This window comes from Acinetobacter sp. YH12058, from assembly GCF_013419805.1.
Lineage (GTDB): Bacteria > Pseudomonadota > Gammaproteobacteria > Pseudomonadales > Moraxellaceae > Acinetobacter > Acinetobacter towneri.
Window position 1 is genome coordinate 170,968 of the sequence record NZ_VOZL01000003.1, and the last position, 16,697, is coordinate 187,664.

Annotated in this window: 16 protein-coding genes and 4 tRNA genes; 7 read left to right on the top strand and 13 right to left on the bottom strand. The window is 42.4% G+C overall.

The window, feature by feature from the left end; all coding sequences use genetic code 11:
- Positions 1-15 precede the first annotated feature (15 nt).
- The 5 genes from FTU09_RS03505 to rnr all read right to left on the bottom strand — a co-directional run bounded on the left by FTU09_RS03505 (position 16) and on the right by rnr (position 5,899).
- Positions 16-426 (bottom strand): hypothetical protein, encoded by a 411-nt coding sequence (locus tag FTU09_RS03505; RefSeq protein ID WP_180079555.1) that lies wholly within the window; start codon positions 424-426, stop codon positions 16-18.
- A gap of 21 nt (positions 427-447) precedes the next feature.
- Positions 448-657 carry a YheV family putative zinc ribbon protein gene (locus FTU09_RS03510; RefSeq protein ID WP_171324836.1) on the bottom strand — a complete coding sequence of 70 codons (210 nt, stop codon included), beginning with the start codon at positions 655-657 and terminating at the stop codon, positions 448-450.
- A 40-nt stretch (positions 658-697) separates the two neighbouring features.
- Positions 698-2,737, bottom strand: a complete 2,040-nt coding sequence (locus tag FTU09_RS03515) for a M3 family metallopeptidase (protein ID WP_131260579.1) — start codon at positions 2,735-2,737, stop codon at positions 698-700.
- A gap of 74 nt (positions 2,738-2,811) precedes the next feature.
- Positions 2,812-3,396, bottom strand: coding sequence for a hypothetical protein (locus tag FTU09_RS03520; RefSeq protein WP_111885424.1), 585 nt, complete (start codon positions 3,394-3,396; stop codon positions 2,812-2,814).
- Between the two features lie 79 nt (positions 3,397-3,475).
- On the bottom strand, positions 3,476-5,899 hold the full coding sequence (rnr, locus tag FTU09_RS03525) for a ribonuclease R (RefSeq protein WP_180079557.1): 2,424 nt from the start codon (positions 5,897-5,899) through the stop codon (positions 3,476-3,478).
- Between the two features lie 264 nt (positions 5,900-6,163).
- On the opposite strand from rnr, the gene FTU09_RS03530 reads away from it, so the two are divergent.
- The 6 genes from FTU09_RS03530 to FTU09_RS03555 all read left to right on the top strand — a co-directional run bounded on the left by FTU09_RS03530 (position 6,164) and on the right by FTU09_RS03555 (position 8,130).
- A tRNA-Ser gene (locus FTU09_RS03530) sits at positions 6,164-6,253 on the top strand.
- Positions 6,254-6,268: 15 nt separating this feature from the next.
- Positions 6,269-6,345 (top strand) — tRNA-Arg (locus tag FTU09_RS03535).
- Positions 6,346-6,394: 49 nt separating this feature from the next.
- Positions 6,395-6,471, top strand: a tRNA-Arg gene (locus tag FTU09_RS03540).
- A 212-nt stretch (positions 6,472-6,683) separates the two neighbouring features.
- Positions 6,684-6,760 (top strand) — tRNA-Arg (locus tag FTU09_RS03545).
- Positions 6,761-6,953: 193 nt separating this feature from the next.
- Positions 6,954-7,451, top strand: a complete 498-nt coding sequence (locus FTU09_RS03550) for a YcxB family protein (RefSeq protein WP_096901373.1) — start codon at positions 6,954-6,956, stop codon at positions 7,449-7,451.
- Positions 7,452-7,491: 40 nt separating this feature from the next.
- Complete coding sequence (locus tag FTU09_RS03555) at positions 7,492-8,130, top strand: fumarylacetoacetate hydrolase family protein (RefSeq protein WP_096901374.1); 639 nt, start codon at positions 7,492-7,494, stop codon at positions 8,128-8,130.
- A 71-nt stretch (positions 8,131-8,201) separates the two neighbouring features.
- Here FTU09_RS03555 and msrA read toward each other — a convergent pair whose 3' ends face one another.
- The 7 genes from msrA to lgt all read right to left on the bottom strand — a co-directional run bounded on the left by msrA (position 8,202) and on the right by lgt (position 13,382).
- The gene (gene msrA / locus FTU09_RS03560) at positions 8,202-8,723 is read right to left on the bottom strand and encodes a peptide-methionine (S)-S-oxide reductase MsrA (RefSeq protein ID WP_004974785.1); all 522 of its coding nucleotides are present in this window, start codon (positions 8,721-8,723) and stop codon (positions 8,202-8,204) included.
- Between the two features lie 62 nt (positions 8,724-8,785).
- Positions 8,786-9,253 (bottom strand): META domain-containing protein, encoded by a 468-nt coding sequence (locus FTU09_RS03565; RefSeq protein WP_004974787.1) that lies wholly within the window; start codon positions 9,251-9,253, stop codon positions 8,786-8,788.
- Positions 9,254-9,406: 153 nt separating this feature from the next.
- Complete coding sequence (locus FTU09_RS03570; protein WP_180044017.1) at positions 9,407-10,462, bottom strand: DUF4105 domain-containing protein; 1,056 nt, start codon at positions 10,460-10,462, stop codon at positions 9,407-9,409.
- A 70-nt stretch (positions 10,463-10,532) separates the two neighbouring features.
- Complete coding sequence (locus FTU09_RS03575; protein ID WP_004974792.1) at positions 10,533-11,045, bottom strand: dihydrofolate reductase; 513 nt, start codon at positions 11,043-11,045, stop codon at positions 10,533-10,535.
- A gap of 91 nt (positions 11,046-11,136) precedes the next feature.
- Positions 11,137-11,979 carry a thymidylate synthase gene (thyA, locus tag FTU09_RS03580; RefSeq protein ID WP_004974795.1) on the bottom strand — a complete coding sequence of 281 codons (843 nt, stop codon included), beginning with the start codon at positions 11,977-11,979 and terminating at the stop codon, positions 11,137-11,139.
- A gap of 98 nt (positions 11,980-12,077) precedes the next feature.
- Complete coding sequence (locus FTU09_RS03585; protein WP_004974797.1) at positions 12,078-12,461, bottom strand: AzlD domain-containing protein; 384 nt, start codon at positions 12,459-12,461, stop codon at positions 12,078-12,080.
- 111 nt (positions 12,462-12,572) lie between these two features.
- Entirely contained in the window at positions 12,573-13,382 is an 810-nt protein-coding gene (gene lgt, locus FTU09_RS03590; RefSeq protein WP_096901379.1) for a prolipoprotein diacylglyceryl transferase, read from the bottom strand.
- A gap of 93 nt (positions 13,383-13,475) precedes the next feature.
- On the opposite strand from lgt, the gene FTU09_RS03595 reads away from it, so the two are divergent.
- A complete protein-coding gene (locus FTU09_RS03595) occupies positions 13,476-14,258 on the top strand; it encodes an NRDE family protein (RefSeq protein ID WP_004974805.1) in 783 nt (260 codons plus the stop codon).
- A gap of 40 nt (positions 14,259-14,298) precedes the next feature.
- On the opposite strand, the gene FTU09_RS03600 is transcribed toward FTU09_RS03595, so the two are convergent.
- On the bottom strand, positions 14,299-16,614 hold the full coding sequence (locus FTU09_RS03600; RefSeq protein ID WP_131260576.1) for a PhoX family phosphatase: 2,316 nt from the start codon (positions 16,612-16,614) through the stop codon (positions 14,299-14,301).
- Positions 16,615-16,697 lie beyond the last annotated feature (83 nt).

Below are 16,697 nucleotides of genomic sequence, written 5' to 3' on the forward strand. Positions count from 1 at the left end.
TGAAGCAGAGGAGGCTTACTGTGCCAGTTGGGCTTCCAGTATTTTGATTTGTTCTTCTTTCAGTTTAATCAATTCATCGGCATCGTTATGTTGCTGTTTTAATAAGGCACGTTGATCATTCAGCTGATTTTGAATGTCATCTAATTTAGCCACTTCTTCTTTGGCAAGCGCTGCATTCTCAGATATAGGTGCTTTGAGTAAATCTTCTGTGACCAACTGTTTTGGTGCTGCTTCATCTTCTTGCAATGGCGTTGCTTCAGCAGGTGCAGCTTTCGCTACAGGCGCCGTAGTTGGGGCAGTTTCTATAGGCGCAGTATTGTTGCTATCGCCCATCCATTGAAAGATAAATACGGCAATAATGACAATAATTAACCCGCCCGTAATGGCCCATAAGAGCTTAGGGTTATGTCGTTGATCTTCAGTCATGCGTTGTTGAACCTTATTGTTTTACTTTGACTGACGCGGCTTAAACTGGATCACCCCAATTTCATCTGAAACCTCTGGGATTTCAGGTTCATCAATATGTGTTGGACGGTTTTCCGTATAATCACACTCGATACATTCGATCCATTCAGCTTCGTCAGCGGTGAGCATGACAACCCGATCCATCGCCTGACATTTCGGACATTTTGCGCCTGCAATGAAACGACGTTTAATGGTCATCACGACTCCCCTAACTTCATCTAAAGTTCTTAGTTTAAGCGTTTTTGACTATGTTCGTCCAACCTTGATGACGTAATAGTGCGTCTATTTTTGGCTCGCGTCCGCGGAAATTGATAAATGCGTCAAGCGCTGAATCTTTTCCGCCAACTGCTAGAATAAACTGTCTAAACTGCTTGCCAGTTTCGGTGTTAAATAGCCCTTCATTTTCAAAGCGATCAAAGGCATCGCTGGCCAAAACCTCTGCCCATTTGTATGAATAATATCCTGCAGCATAGCCGCCTGCGAAAATATGGCTGAAGCTGTGCTGGAAGCGGTTGTAAGCTGTAGTTGGCGCAACGGCATAGTTTTGACGAATATCATCTAGCATGGCTTGAATCTGTTCCGCATTTAAAGCAGGGTTGCTGCGATGAATACTTAAATCGAACAGGGCAAATTCAATTTGGCGCAGGCTCTGCATTCCCGACTGGAAGAAACGTGCATCTAACAGTGCTTTAAGCAGGTGTTCTGGCAGGGTGTCTTGGGTTTCAATATGCGCACTCAGCATATCTAAACTATCTTGATCCCAAGTCCAAAATTCCATGAATTGGCTTGGTAATTCCACCGCATCCCAAGCGACACCATGTGTACCTGCCACAGCAATATTATCTACTTCAGTTAGCATGTGATGTAAGCCATGTCCAAATTCATGGAATAGGGTGATGACTTCATCATGCGTTAAAAGCGCGGGTTGGTCTGCAACAGGTGGGGTAAAGTTACACACCATATAGCAAATTGGTTTTTGTAAACCTTGTGCCAATTGCATGCGTGAACGGAAACCACTCATCCATGCGCCGCCGCGTTTGCCTGTACGGGCATATAGATCAAAGTAAAAACCACCAATCACTTGACCTTGATCTTCAAGTTCAAAATAACGTGCATCAGGATGCCAAACAGGGGCAGCGCGCTCAATAATATCGACATCGTATAAACGCTTGACGATGCTAAATAGACCTTCAACCACTTTCGGTGCAGGGAAATATGGTTTTAACATTTCTTGTGAAAGGTTAAATTGCTGTAATTTTAATTTTTCAGAATAGTAGCCTGTATCCCACGGTTGTAAGGTATCAATCCCATCTTGGGCGGCAATGGCTTTGAGTTCGGCAATTTCTTGTTCTGCAGGTGCACGAGCATGTTCTGCCAGTTCACGCAGGAATTGATCGACTGCTTCGACACTTGGTGCCATTTTGCTGGCAAGGGATAATTCTGCATAGTTGTTAAAACCGAGCAATTGCGCCATTTCTTGACGTAAACGCAAGATTTCTTCCATGATCGGGGTGTTGTCAAATTCAGACTGGGCTGATTGATCGGACGCGCGAGTAGTGTATGCCTGATACAAGGTTTCGCGCAAAGCACGATCATCGGCATAGGTCATAATGGCTAAATAGGCAGGAATATCCAGTGTTGCCACAGCTTGTTCCAATTCGCGTTGCTGACCATATTGTTTCAGCAATTCAACGCTGCTTGGCGGTAAACCTTTGAGCTGATCTTCGGACAATACTTTGTAATAGGCTTGGGTGGCATCCAATACATGATTGGAAAAGTCTGATGACAGTTGCGATAAACGCGCTGAAATTTCAGCATAGCGTTTTTTAGCTTCACCTTCTAAGGCCACACCTGACAGTTTAAAGTCGCGCAATGCCAGTTGAATTGCGCTTTGTTGTGCAGCAGGCAAATCTTTAAAGGTGTTGGCGTCGTGAATATGTTGATAGCTTTGATACAACACCGTGTGCTGACCCAATTGAGTGTAGTAGTCGCTTAAACTTGGTAACAGCGCTTGATACACTTCGCGGGTTTCAGGATTATTCATGACCGCATTTAAATGTGACAGCACGCCCCATGCTTCGCTCATGTTATTTTCGAGCTGATCAATCTGTTCTAAAACATTTAATTGCGCCGTCGTATTTTCAGGTACTGCAGTCAGATTATTTAAAAAGTTTTGTCCCTGCTGAATGGCATGCTCAATTTTTTGTTTTAAATCTGCCAGGGTAATTTGATCAAATTGTGGAACAGGCAAAGTTGCCTTTTCTAATGTCATGTCGGTCTGCCGATTTATTTCCTGTGTTATTTGTAGAAGTAAGGCTTCTAGAAGGATAAATCAAGCCTTGGGTGCTATTTATTCGCTCTTGTTTCACCGTGGATAGATTGAATATCTTGGATGTAGGTGCCAAAGCGCCCCTCAATGACCGATAATTTTATGAATAGATTTTGATTTTTGTAGTGTTCATATTCATCTACATTGATTCGAAACATACCAGTAGAGTCATACGGTGTTTCAATAGAATAGTAGACACTTCCTTTTTTACCATGTTTTTTAACAGCGCTTGCTTCCAATGTCACCACAGTAGGTGTACCCAAAACTAGGGTATGAAGCAGAGGAGGATAGACAACTAGATTTAAGTAAAGAAACAGAATTACAAAAATAGGGAAGAGGAGTAAAAAATAGAATTTTGGCTTTTTTTGTACATTTGTCCATGTACGTGGAATGATCCATTGTCCGTATCTATGCAGAACATAAAAGTAGATCAAAACAGCCAAATAAATCAACGTTGCAACAATGAAGGCTGTGATTTTGACTTGATTTGTTGGGGTGAAGTCTATAAAAAAGAGAGCAATCAGTGCTGAAATACTAAGTACAAAGACTAAGCATATTACATATTCATGGTAATAGTATTTAGTAATTTTCTGTGATGTCATGATTTTTAAGTGGTTTATTTTTATAGAGATATATTAAATGAAAAAGAGCACCGTAGCACTCTTTTTTATTTAGTAAAATTTACTCACCCTTTGCTTTGGCATTGGATTTTTTCTTTTTCACCTTGGTCTTTTTTTTGGCTTTGTCTTTCGGTTTGATTTCCGACTTCGCTGAGGTTTTTTTACCGTAAGAACTCGGTTTGCTTTTTGGTTTTTTCTTCGGCACAGGTTGCTCACCGTTTTCACTTAAAGTCGCCTTGCTTGGACGCTCAGAAAAAACTTCTTCGGTGGCTTCACGGCTGAACGGTTTTGCCACGCGCGGTGCGCGCATACGAATAGCACGACCTGCATGGGTGAGTTGCTGCATGAGCTCAAAATCAATTTTGCGATCTTCTAAATTGACAGCCGCGACTTTAATTTTAACTTCATCGCCCAAGCTAAAGCTTTGACCACGTACTTGTCCAATTAGACTTTGGCTGGCTTGGTCAAATACAAAGAAGTCATCGCCCAACTGGCTGACATGAATCATGCCATCGACATAAAGGTCTTTGAGAGTAACAAATAAACCAAATTCGGCTACTGCAGAAATTACGCCCACAAATTCTCCACCCAAATGCTGCTGCATATAGTGGCATTTTAGCCATGTGGTGACAGAGCGTGAGGCTTCATCGGCACGACGTTCAGTTGCAGAATAATGTTCGCCTGCATCATCTAAAGCTGCGCCCGAAAGTGGTGATGGTTTTTGTTTTAAATGCGCTTTAATGGCACGATGCAACAATAGGTCAGGGTAGCGACGGATTGGTGAAGTGAAATGCGTGTAGGCATCATAAGCTAAACCAAAGTGTCCTGCATTGTTGGCACCATAATAGGCTTGCATCATTGAGCGTAATAACACCGCGTGAATACTTGGTGCATCAATACGATCTTTAGTGGCTTCAATCACCGCTTGATAGTCGGCCTGAGTGGGTTGTTCTGGAAAATGTAGCCCAAGTAATTTGACAAAATCACGGACTTTTTGAATACGTGAAAACTCTGGCGGTTCATGCACACGGTACAGCATCGGCACATCATGTTTGAGTGCATATTCTGCTGCTGCGACGTTGGCGAGTAACATACATTCTTCAATCAGTTTATGCGCATCGTTACGGCTGCGCGGCAAAATTTCTTTAATTCCACCTAACTCATCAAAGGTCATGTAGGTTTCAACGGTTTCAAACTCCATGGCATGACGTTCAGCACGTAAACCTTTCAGCACTTGATACAGTTGGAACAGAGTATTTAATGATTTGCACACCTCCCGATCTTCTGGAATTGCCGCACTATCACCCTCAAAATATTGTGCCACTTGAGTATAGGTTAAACGTGCTTTGGAATGCATGACCGATGGATAAAATTCAAAACCTGTGACCCGACCTGCGCGTGACAGTTTTAAATCGCAGACCATACACAAACGGTCAACCTGCGGATTCAGCGAACATAAGCCATTCGATAAAGCTTCAGGCAACATCGGCAATACAAAATGCGGGAAATAGACTGAAGTCCCACGTTCCTGAGCTTCATCATCCAACGGTTTGCCTGTGCGGACGTAATGGCTGACATCGGCAATTGCGACTACGACACGGTAACCACCGCCTGGACGTTTTTCGGCGTATACCGCATCGTCAAAGTCGCGGGCATCTTCACCATCAATAGTCACTAAGGCTAAATCGCGTAAATCAACACGTCCTTCACGGTCTTGGGCTGTCGGTTCTTGAAAGCTTTCGGCTTCTTGAATGACATCTTCAGGAAATTCATACGGCAGACCAAATTCTAAAATGGTTTGCGGAATAATAATTTCAGTTTCGGCTTTGTCTGCCATCGACTGAATAATATGTCCTGTGGCAAATTCTTCGCGGGTTGGATAGTCGTCAATCGCAATGCGCACAGAATCGCCCAATTTAACTTGGGCATGTTCAATTAATTCTTTTTCAAGGGTAATGGGTTGATGGCTATTTGGCTGGGCAGGCTGAATAAAATATTCACCATCGTATTCTGACAATTTACCAATGATTTGTTTGACACGACGCTGGGTGACTTCGGTAATAAACCCCCATGCCTTGCCTTTACGATCTACCGATGTCTGGCGGACTTTGACTTGATCGCCATTAAACACCAAACGTAGTTCGCGTTCAGGCAATAAAATATCTTCATGACCTGCAATATTGGCTGTGCCTAAACCTTTACTGTTGATGTAAACCGTGGCGTCATGAGTCGGTTGTTCTGCAGCCAGCTGGAACTTGAATCCATCTTTCATGAGCTGACCATCACGTACCATGGCAATTAAACGATGGCTCAGGGCATCAATACTTTTTTGATCGGCAATCGCAAAATGCTCTACCAAGTCTGCATGTGACTGTGCCGCTTGCAAGGTTTCAATGGTTTCTAAGATTAAGGTACGGCTTGGAATAGGATTTTCGTAGCGTTCGGCTTCAGCTTTCGCTTCAGGATCGACCCAATTTTTCATCATGGAATAAACTTCATGTCAGAAGATAGGTTTAGCATAAGTCATGTACGGAAAGACTGCACGTAAATGATTGCAATAATGTGTTTTCTGTCGTTATTTTACGATGTTTCTAGTTTTTGTGCAGCGATTGCCAAAAGTTCAGGCGTAATTCTGGTGATGAATCCTGAAAATTGTTTAAAAAATATTTAATTGAGCAAAAATATGCAAAAATTGTGGTATCGAAGCTTGCAGTGCTAGCACTTAATTTGTATTATGGCGGCACGTTACGGTGAGATGGGTGAGTGGCTGAAACCACGTCCCTGCTAAGGACGCATACGGGTAACTGTATCGAGGGTTCGAATCCCTCTCTCACCGCCACGCTTTACTTATGTCGCGCTCATAGCTCAGCTGGATAGAGCACTTGGCTACGAACTAAGGGGTCGGGAGTTCGAATCTCTCTGAGCGCACCAATAAGTAAACCGAACAGTAACGTATCGCCTAAATTGGCACACAAGTAATGCGCTCATAGCTCAGCTGGATAGAGCACTTGGCTACGAACTAAGGGGTCGGGAGTTCGAATCTCTCTGAGCGCACCAACTTAAACAATCAACCGCTTAAATGCGGCTTTTTTGTGCCTGAAATTTAGTAAACTCAAACAATAATCAGTTTATTAAAAAGAATAGCGTACTCATGGTTTTACGTTAAAATTCTTTTGAATCGTCCAATATCTGTGCATTTGATTGCAAAATGATGAATTAATACTTAACAGCCAGAAAAAAACACGTATAATGCACCCCATCAAGTCGTCGCGCTCATAGCTCAGCTGGATAGAGCACTTGGCTACGAACTAAGGGGTCGGGAGTTCGAATCTCTCTGAGCGCACCAACTTGAAATAAAAAACCGCACTTTTGATGCGGTTTTTTTGCATCTACACTATCTAAAAATGATGAAATTTTTGTGTCAAAAGCATGACCATTGTTTTACGTCTGGCTTTGAGCGAATAAACACGAAAAAAATAAGGAAAGTGCTCAATCTAGTGTAAGATTTAGCTCAATTTGAATGACTTGATGATGAGCTTATGTCTGACACGCAGCCAGCATTGTCTTTGCGCTATTTTTTAAATTTAGAAGAATCTCAAGACGGCTTTGCCCTTGCGACTTTTGGTAAAAAACAATTTACCCGTTTTATTACACCGTTGATTAGTGTGGCGATTATTGCTTGGGGCTTTTATTTGGGCTTCGATGGGGTAGGTCGCTATTATGTTGCACTCGGTGCTTTCTTTTTAATCTTGCAAACTTTAATGCGTTATTGGTTTTTGCCAATGATGTTTAAACGCCAGTTTGTAAAATACCAATTTGGAAAAAGCGAGCAAGGCATTGATTTATTTCAGGACTATGCCGAGCTGTATGCCAATGGTCGTAAACAGGTATTTCATTATAACGAGGTGCAAAATTTCGCTGTGGGTAAACTCACCTATATGCTGGAATTAAAAAATCGTACAGTGGTGATTGTACCGAAACGTGCATTTAATCTGCCTGCAGAACAAACGGTTTTTGAAAATACTTTTAAAAAGTAAGTTCTAATTTTCCCAATTTACGAGTTATTTGAGGATGATCATGAGTACACGTCCATCTAAAATTGTCTGTGTCGGTCGCAGTTATGCAGACCATGCCAAAGAATTAGGTAATGCTGTACCTGATCATCCTGTGTTATTTATTAAACCGCCAAGCAGTTTACGCAGTTTAAGTGATGGGATTACGTGGAATAAGGTCTGGGGCAATTGTCACTATGAATGTGAATTGAGTTTACGCATTGACCAGCCTTTAAATGCAGACACAGATCCTGCCAAAGTATTGGATGCTGTAGGTGCAGTGACTTTGGGCTTGGATTTAACTTTGCGTGAATTGCAGGATGAACTTAAGAAAAAAGGACAGCCGTGGGAACGAGCCAAAGCGTTTGACGGTTCTTGTGTGTTGGCAGATTGGGTGGATGTATCGGAAATTCAGGACTGGAAAAACGTGCAATATCGTTTGGACATTAATGATGAATTACGTCAGCAAGGCGATACCAGTTTATTGATTTTTGATATTGCGGCATTGTTGGCAGATATTAGCCAAGTATTTAGTTTAGAACCTGGTGATGTGGTAATGACTGGTACACCTGCAGGGGTGGCAGCATTACAGTCGGGCGATCAGTTGAAGATGACCTTACAAGGACGTACTCAGGCATTTGTCTGGACGACTTTTGTAAAATAAATAGTGGTGTAAACGGTGATGTTATCAAAAGATGAGTATCACCGTTTTGTACTTGCTTTTAAATCCAATGGTTATACTTTCAGTAAATGCTGAAATTTACTGCGTAATTTATTCAGTTTCGGTGGAATGGAAAAATTGCAGTAGCCCTGATTTGGATTTTTGGCAAAGAAATTCTGATGATAGTCTTCTGCAGGGTAAAATTCAGGTGCTGCACTGAGTTCAGTCACAACATTCACACCTTCAGCTTGTAAGGCTGCAATCATCTCGGCGGCAGCTTGTTGCTGTGTAGCATCTAAATAATAAATCACAGAGCGGTATTGTGTGCCGACATCATTGCCCTGACGGTTTAATGTGGTTGGGTCGTGTGTGGCAAAAAACACCTCAAGTAATTGTGAATAGCTGATCTGCTGCTCATCAAAATCAATCAAAATGACTTCTGCATGTCCGCTGTCGCCACGGCAAATATCTTCATAGCTTGGGTTTAAGGTATGTCCACCTGCATAACCGCTGGTGACTTTTTCTACGCCTTGCAGTTGTAAAAATACGGCTTCGACACACCAGAAACATCCGCCACCAAACAATGCTTGTTGCATGATTTTGTCCTTATATTTTATGAATAAACCATTTTAAGCCTGTCTATTATTAGGCTTAGCCGTTAACGTGCAGCCGTTGGTGTTTCAAATTGAATCAGTAAATTTCCATGGCGATCTAGCAATTTCAGGGTTTTACCATAGACCTGATAATGCGTCACTTTATTTAGGGCTTCATGAAATTTCTGATCTAAGTTGTTGTTATTTAAGCAAGCCATTCGCGTGGTTGCCAATTGCCCCAATTGTAGGGTGTCACGTCCTGCGACATAACTACCGCTGAGTCGGTTACAACTATCTGAACCTGTGACTGTTTGTGTGGCGGCATCAAAGTTTAAATATGGCAAGTTTTGGCGGTTTGCTTCTGTTTTTAACATGCTGTTGCCCAATTGCGTAGCAGTCCATGTACGTTGTACTAAGTTGGCTTGATTGATTGCGCTAATTTGGCTTGCACTCGTTTGAGTTGGCATAGTTTCACATCCTGATAAAGCAATCATTGCACCCAATAAGGTGATCCCGAAGTATTTTTTTAGCATGGAATGATCTCTAATTTTTTGAAATTGTTGCTATCTAAACAAATTATGCGCCGTGGCTCTAGTTAAACTTGTATGTTTGCTGCAACTTTTTCCAAGATATGGTGTGGTTTTTTCTCTGAATTGATTGTATCTGCGCAAAATGACCAAAATAGGTCAGGGCAGCACTTTGTTCTGATAAGTCGGATGCGAATAAGGCGTGCTGATGTTTGCTGAAGAATCGAGCTGCACGCCTTGTCGAATGAGCGCGGAAAAGTCTTGGCTGTGGATATCTTTTAAGTTTTCCACACGTGGGTTAATGTGGGCACGTTGATACCAAGTTTGCATATCCCAACGATGATCCAGCGCATGCAAATCATATAAATAATTGGGTAAATAACCCGAAGCAAACAGACGATAGTCGGCAGGGAAACGTTTTTGAGATACTGCCTGAATCATGTCAAACAGCAGCGTGGTGCAATTACTGGTCAACGTATTATACCAATGCGCTTTGGCGGCTAAAGCATCGGCTTTATGCAGATATTCCTGAAACAGTGCTTGTGCTTCTTGTGGATTGAGCTGGATCGGGAAAAAATAAACTTGCTCACCCCGAATATTGCTGCGGGTGTAGATGATATCTTTTTCATCGGCAGCGACAAGGCTGAGTTCATATTGCCGAAAGAAGCCACCAATCGCAGAAAACTCTTCGTGTTTTTCTTTGCGAATTTCAATGGAAAAGGTGAGTGGCGCTTGATCGGCAAAGTCAAAACTGACTAAGGTATGCGCAATTTTTGGCCCCATCCAGTAAGAGGTGATGATATTCACCCCCGTAATCTGTTTCAGGTTAAATTGGCGGGTTTCCCAACGTTCGGTATAGCGACCATCGGCATGCCAGTCAAAATTGCGGACATTGTGCAGCGTGACCTGATCTTGTACTTGTTCATAATGCAGCATACGGGCTACTTCAGGGTTCCAGTCACGGTCTTGCTTGGCATCCATCCCAAAATACCAAAACAGCCCCAAGGTAAAACCCAAAAGATAAACCAAAATATCCTGATTGCGACTGAGCAAATGCTGAGTGATATAAATGCCCAAAATGCTGAGGGTGAAGGCTAGCCAAGTCCCAATCAGCACACGGCTCATTAACCAACCCAAAGGCTGATGAATCCACAAGGCCATACTGAGCCAAATAGAAGAAAGAACGACACCTAAACTGAAGATGAAATGCAGCATCCGCCATTCCTGAGGCAAAGTTAAATTCCGTTTAAGTCATCATAATCAAAGATTGCCAAGGCTGTCAGCATTATTTTTGATAGCGGGCAAACTCAAAGGCAATCCCTGATTTTTCATCGACATGCTGTTCTGAGGCCACTTTTTTAAACTCGGCAGGAATGGCAGGATAATGCGCATCTCCCTGAACATCTAGTTCAATATGTGTCAGTTCCAAACGGTCAGCAATCGGCATAGTTTGGCTAAAAATTTCACCACCACCAATAATAAATAAAGTGTTTGGTTTTTCTGAGGCTTGAACATCGGCAACGGCTTGTTGCAAGGCATCTTCAATGCTATGCGCCACTTTTGTGCCTTCAAATGCCCAGTTTGGGTCGCGGGTAATCACCCAATTGACACGTTTAGGCAGGGTGCGTCCCATCGACTCCAAGGTTTTGCGTCCCATAATCACCACGCCACCTTGGGTGATTTCTTTGAAGTGTTTTAAGTCTGCCGAAATATGCCACGGCAATTGGTTACCCTGACCAATGCAGCGTTGTTGATCCATAGCGACTACGTGTACAACTTCTAAATTTTGAAATGACATAATTAGGCTCGTATTTTCTTAGTCTGCCAAGCATCTTTTGGGGACGTTGGGGCAATTTAAATGTTGAGATGCTAAATCTAGCAACAGGCAATTAAACAGCGACAGGTGCTTTAATTGCAGGATGTGACTCATAGCCTACAATTTCAATATCTTCAAATTTAAAATCGAAAATATCTTTGATTTCAGGATTGAGTTTTAACTGACATAACGCCAGTGGTTCACGGCTTAGCTGTAACTGTGCCTGTTCAAAGTGGTTGGCATATAAATGCGTATCGCCACCTGTCCAGACAAAATCTCCGACTTCTAAATCACAGACTTGCGCGATCATGTGGGTTAGTAAAGCATAGCTGGCAATATTAAAAGGCACGCCTAAAAACACATCGGCACTGCGTTGATATAGCTGGCATGAGAGTTTGCCGTTGTGCACAAAAAACTGGAATAAAGTATGGCAAGGCGGTAAAGCAACTTGACCTGCTTCTTTCGGGTTCCAGCCTGACACGATTAAACGCCGTGAATTTGGATTGGTTTTAATTTCATTGATTAACCATGCAATTTGGTCAAAACCATCTTGCTCATACAGACCATCGGCTTTTTGTGTTGCACCAAAATTACGCCATTGATGTCCGTACACTGGGCCAAGTTCACCTTCAGGACGACCAAAGCGCGCGGTTTGTTCTGCGGTAGACCATTCATCCCAAATACTGACTTTATGTTCTTGTAGATATTTGACGTTGGTATCGCCTTTTAAAAACCATAACAGCTCAATTACGATAGAACGGAAATGTACTTTTTTGGTAGTCAGCAGTGGAAAACCTTGTGCAAGGTTAAAACGCATTTGGTGCCCAAACACTGAACGTGTGCCTGTTCCGGTACGGTCACCTTTGTCGCCACCATGGTCAAGAATATGTTGGAGTAGGTCTAAATACTGGCGCATAGCGTTCTCTGGTCAAGCAAAAGAAATATTTTTTGTTTGGGCAATTCGATGCCCAGTAAATCAGAAAGAATAATAGCAGAGTTTTTAAAGTTGTGACTTTATTGTGTGTCGGAAGCGTGATGTTGATGCAGTAAAGCCAACGGCGAAAACAGGCAAATAGCCAAAGCGGTAAAGCCAATGCCTTGAGCGCCCGACAGTAAAATTTCACCGTGTTGAATCTGCATGAAAATTATTGCGAGTAACAACGCCAGTGGAATCCAAGTCAATAGTCGTGCCAACCAACCTGTGGGATGTTGTGCAGTAAAATGAATTTTGCAGTAACGACAAATTAAAAAAACAATACCTGTGGCCAGAAACATTAAAATCGCATCGAGCTTTAAGGGTTCTAAGAAGTATACCGCTGCAGTGACCAGCGCGATCACCATCAGCAGGGCAATTTTCTTTGTGACCGCAACCTGTGGGTTAAACCAAAATTCAAGCATGTGAGATATTGATGTCTGAAAAGTGTAAGTAATAGATAGCACTGTAGCATAAAAAAGGCGAAGATTGACTTCGCCTGAATGGATGAAACCTGCATTTAAATGGGTAGTAGCTTAGCTGTTTTTTTGCGGCCCCCAATCATAAATTTTCTTTTGATAGGCATACCACATCATCCAGAAACCGACCAAAATCATTGGTAAGCTCAGGAATTGTCCCTTACTCATCCATGCAATAAAGAGCTGACCATGATCGGGTTCGCGGAAAAATTCGACAACAAAGCGCGCCAAACCATAACCAATCAGGAATAGGGCAGACACTGCCATGCGTGGACGTGGCTTTGAACTAAACCACCACAGTACAATAAACAGGATTAGACCTTCACATAAGGCTTGATACAATTGCGATGGATGACGTACCAATTGTAAAGGATCGGTCGGGAAAATCATCCCCAAAGCAAAATTCGGATCGGTCACAGGGCGACCATATAATTCACCACCAATAAAGTTACCAATACGACCAAACATTAGACCTGTAGGTACACATGGGGCAATAAAATCCAAAGTTTGAAACCACGTCATTTTGTATTTTTTACACCAGAACAGCATGGCTAAAATCACGCCCAGAAAGCCGCCATGGAAACTCATGCCGCCTGTCCAGACTTGGAATAACCACAGTGGATTTTCCAAAAATTGTTCAAAGCCGTAGAAAAACACATAACCGACACGTCCACCAATCACCACGCCCAAAGCGCCGTAAAAAATCAGGTCGGAAACCATGTCTGGTGTCCAGCCACGTTGTTTGGCACGGTAAGTTGCCAAACCCCATGCAAATAAAAATGCCAGTAAATACATCAAGCCATACCAATGGACTTGTAAAGGCCCGAGCGAAATAGCAACGGGGTCAATATTTGGATAGGTGAGCATTCCTGTTCCTTGTGATTCTGTTTTGCACAGATTTTAGCTGAATGTGATGAAAAATGTTGTACATTCAATGTGTAAAGATCAAGAGTTTAAATTATGTGTATTGTGGCATTGGCTTGGCAGGTCTTGACAGACACACCACTGTGTTTGATTTCAAATCGAGATGAGTTCTATCGGCGTCCGACAGCAGCACTGGCAGCATGGTCTGATAGTCCAATTGTTGCAGGGCAAGATTTAGAATCGGGCGGTACGTGGATGGGCATTACCCCATCGGGACGCTGGGCTGTGATTACCAATTATCGTGATGCGAATGATGTTCGTGAATATCCAACTTCACGTGGGCATATTATTCAGGCTTTTTTAGAATCTGAGCAAACGCCTATCCGTTTTGCGCAAGCCTTAGAAAAACAGCAATGTGAATATGCAGGTTTTAATTTATTTGTGGGTGACACCACTCAAGCGGTGTACATGAGTAACCGTGGAGAAGCGCCGCAGGTTTTAGCTAAAGGCGTTTATGTGGTGTCGAATGGATTGATGAGTGACCCTTGGGAGAAAACTGCACGCTTACGCAAACGCTTTACGCAGGAGTTTTTACCGATGCTGCAATTGCCTGATCTTGCAACGGCAGAGCTAAATGCTGCGGCGTGGGATATTTTGCAAGATGAACGCAAAGTTGCATCTGAATTGTTACCGCAAACAGGGATTTCATTGGAGATGGAAGCGTTGTTGTCATCGACTTTTATTCAAAGTCCACTTTACGGTACACGTTGTTCCAATTTTTTACGTATGCAGGCGCAGCAATTTACATGGCTGGAAAAAACACAATATGGTGAGCAAAAGGGAGATATTGTGCAGCAACAGTTGAACATTGAGGCATAAAAAATGCCGACGTGATGTCGGCATTTTTAATTTATGGATGTTATCCAGCAATTGCTTTGCCGTCTTTACGGGTGATGACAACCGTTGCTGAACGAGGACGTGCAGTTTTATTGTTCATGTCAGTTTGTGTTGCAGGCCAATGGCTGCTTGGCGCATCAAAACTCTTTGAATCTTCACCTGGGTGCTGAACGTTAATAAAGATTGCTTTGTAGTCAGGTGTCATGGTTACACCTGTAATTTCACATTCTTTTGGCCCAACAAGGAAGCGACGTAAGTTTTTATCGGTGACTTGAGCACCAGCAATTGTACTTTGATCACCAACAGTTTTTACAACACCGCCATCACCAACTTGACCAGGTAGTGCTGCTAACATCATACAGTTTGTAACATCTGTATATGCGCCATCATCTGTTTGAATCCAAAGAACACCACGTGGGTCAAACCACATACCATCTGGACTTGAGAAGTCGTTTGCATCGCTTAAATTAGAAAGGTTAATTGTCGGATCCATACTTGCTTCAGCACCAAATAGATAGATATCCCATTCAAATGATGTTGCTGCAGTATTCTCTTCTTTAAAGCGGATAATATGACCATTGACGTTACCTTTACCACCTTCAGGATCGGTGTAGTTACGTGGGTTTGCAGGATCTGTTGCATAGCTTGAACCACGGTTCGAGTTATTGGTTAAAGTCACGTACACTTCACCATTTTCAGGGTTTACAGCAACCCATTCTGGACGATCCATTTTTGTAGCTCCTACAGCATCTGCTGCAAGACGAGCAAAAGTAAGGACATCCGCTTGTGAGCTAAATGGGTAAATAGCGTTTGTTTCGGTTAAGCCATTTTTACCATAAGCCAGTTCAATCCACTCTCCTGTGCCTGATGCATTAAATTTAGCGACATAGAATTTCCCTGAATTCATATATTTGTCGCCAGCTCGATAGCCACCATTCACATCTTTAGGATCCCATGTTGCATCTGATACAAATTTGTAGATGTACTCACCGCGCGAGTCATCGCCCATATAGAATGCAAATTTTTGCCCTTCAATTGCGCGGCTGGCGCGACAGTCTTCGTGAGCAAAACGACCTAATGCAGTACGTTTTACTGGGTTTGAGCGGCTATCGAATGGATCAATTTCTACAATCCAGCCAAATGTATTTGGCGCATTACGATAGTCTTGAGTTGCAGACTCTTTGGTTACGTTAGCAGCCCAACGATCATACATGTCTTGAGATTCAAAACCAGCTTCTGCTGTTTCCCAACCATAGCGTGAAGATTTATTCAAATACACGATGCGATCTTGCTCATCGCGTTCTGGAATTTTTTTACCATCAGCATCTAAAATATAAATGATGTTGTTTTTCGCATCACGTTTAACACTACCGTCTGCATTTTTTTCAGTTTGATAAGAGATCTCTAAGCCTAAGCCATAGCGTTTAAGTGCTATTTTTTCAGCTTCACTACGGGCTGAGTATTGGTCTGTACCTGAGCGTTGGAAATAACCAATAAAATTTTCTTCAGCAGTTAAATAAGTGCCCCATGGTGTATAACCATTACCACAGTTATTTTGTGTGCCTCGAGTTTGACGACCAGCGGGAGAGAATGCTGTGTGCAGTAATGGAGAACCAGCTACAGGCCCTGCAAAATCCATGACAGTCGAAGCTGTAATACGACGGTTAAATGGTGATGACTTCACAATCTCTACAGCTTGAGTTTCAGCATTTTTCTTAATATGAACGACTGAAACACCGTGTGCATTTACTTCACGAATCACTTCATCTTCTGGGCGACGTCCATCCTTTTTAGTTGCGCCTTTTGGATGTAAGAAGGTTTGGTTGATATATTCGTGGTTCAAAACCAATAAGCCATGATCTGATGCATTTTCATCATAACGACCAGTTTTAGTACTTAAGCCAAAATAGCTCATGCCATCGTGACAGTCACCAGAGCGGAATTGGAAACTTGGGCCAGATGGAACATCTGCATCTGCATTCCAATTGCTATAAGAAGGATTGATTGAGTCACCTAAAGCATATAATACAGTTGCTTGGTAACCTTCAGGAACAGTAACAATATCATTTAAATTTTTATCTACAGCTTTAAATGTTAATGTTTCAGGCTTGGTATTGGGTTCTTCTTTACTTGTTGGTGGTGTTACATTTGTATCTTCATCATCATCACTACATGCAGATAAAGAAGAAGCTAAAGCTAAAGCTGCTGCACCGCTTGCAGTTTTTTTAATTAAACTGCGACGGCTCATGCGTTGTTCTAGAATGTCACGAAAGTGCGTATTGTCTGAAGTGTTATTATCTAACTCTTGATCTTCATTGTAAGGCATAAAATCAGTCATTTTTTTTCCTAGCAAATTGCTTAGTCGTTTGAAAGTTATATGTAAATTAGTGGCTAAACATGACATGCGGGTTAAGCTTATGT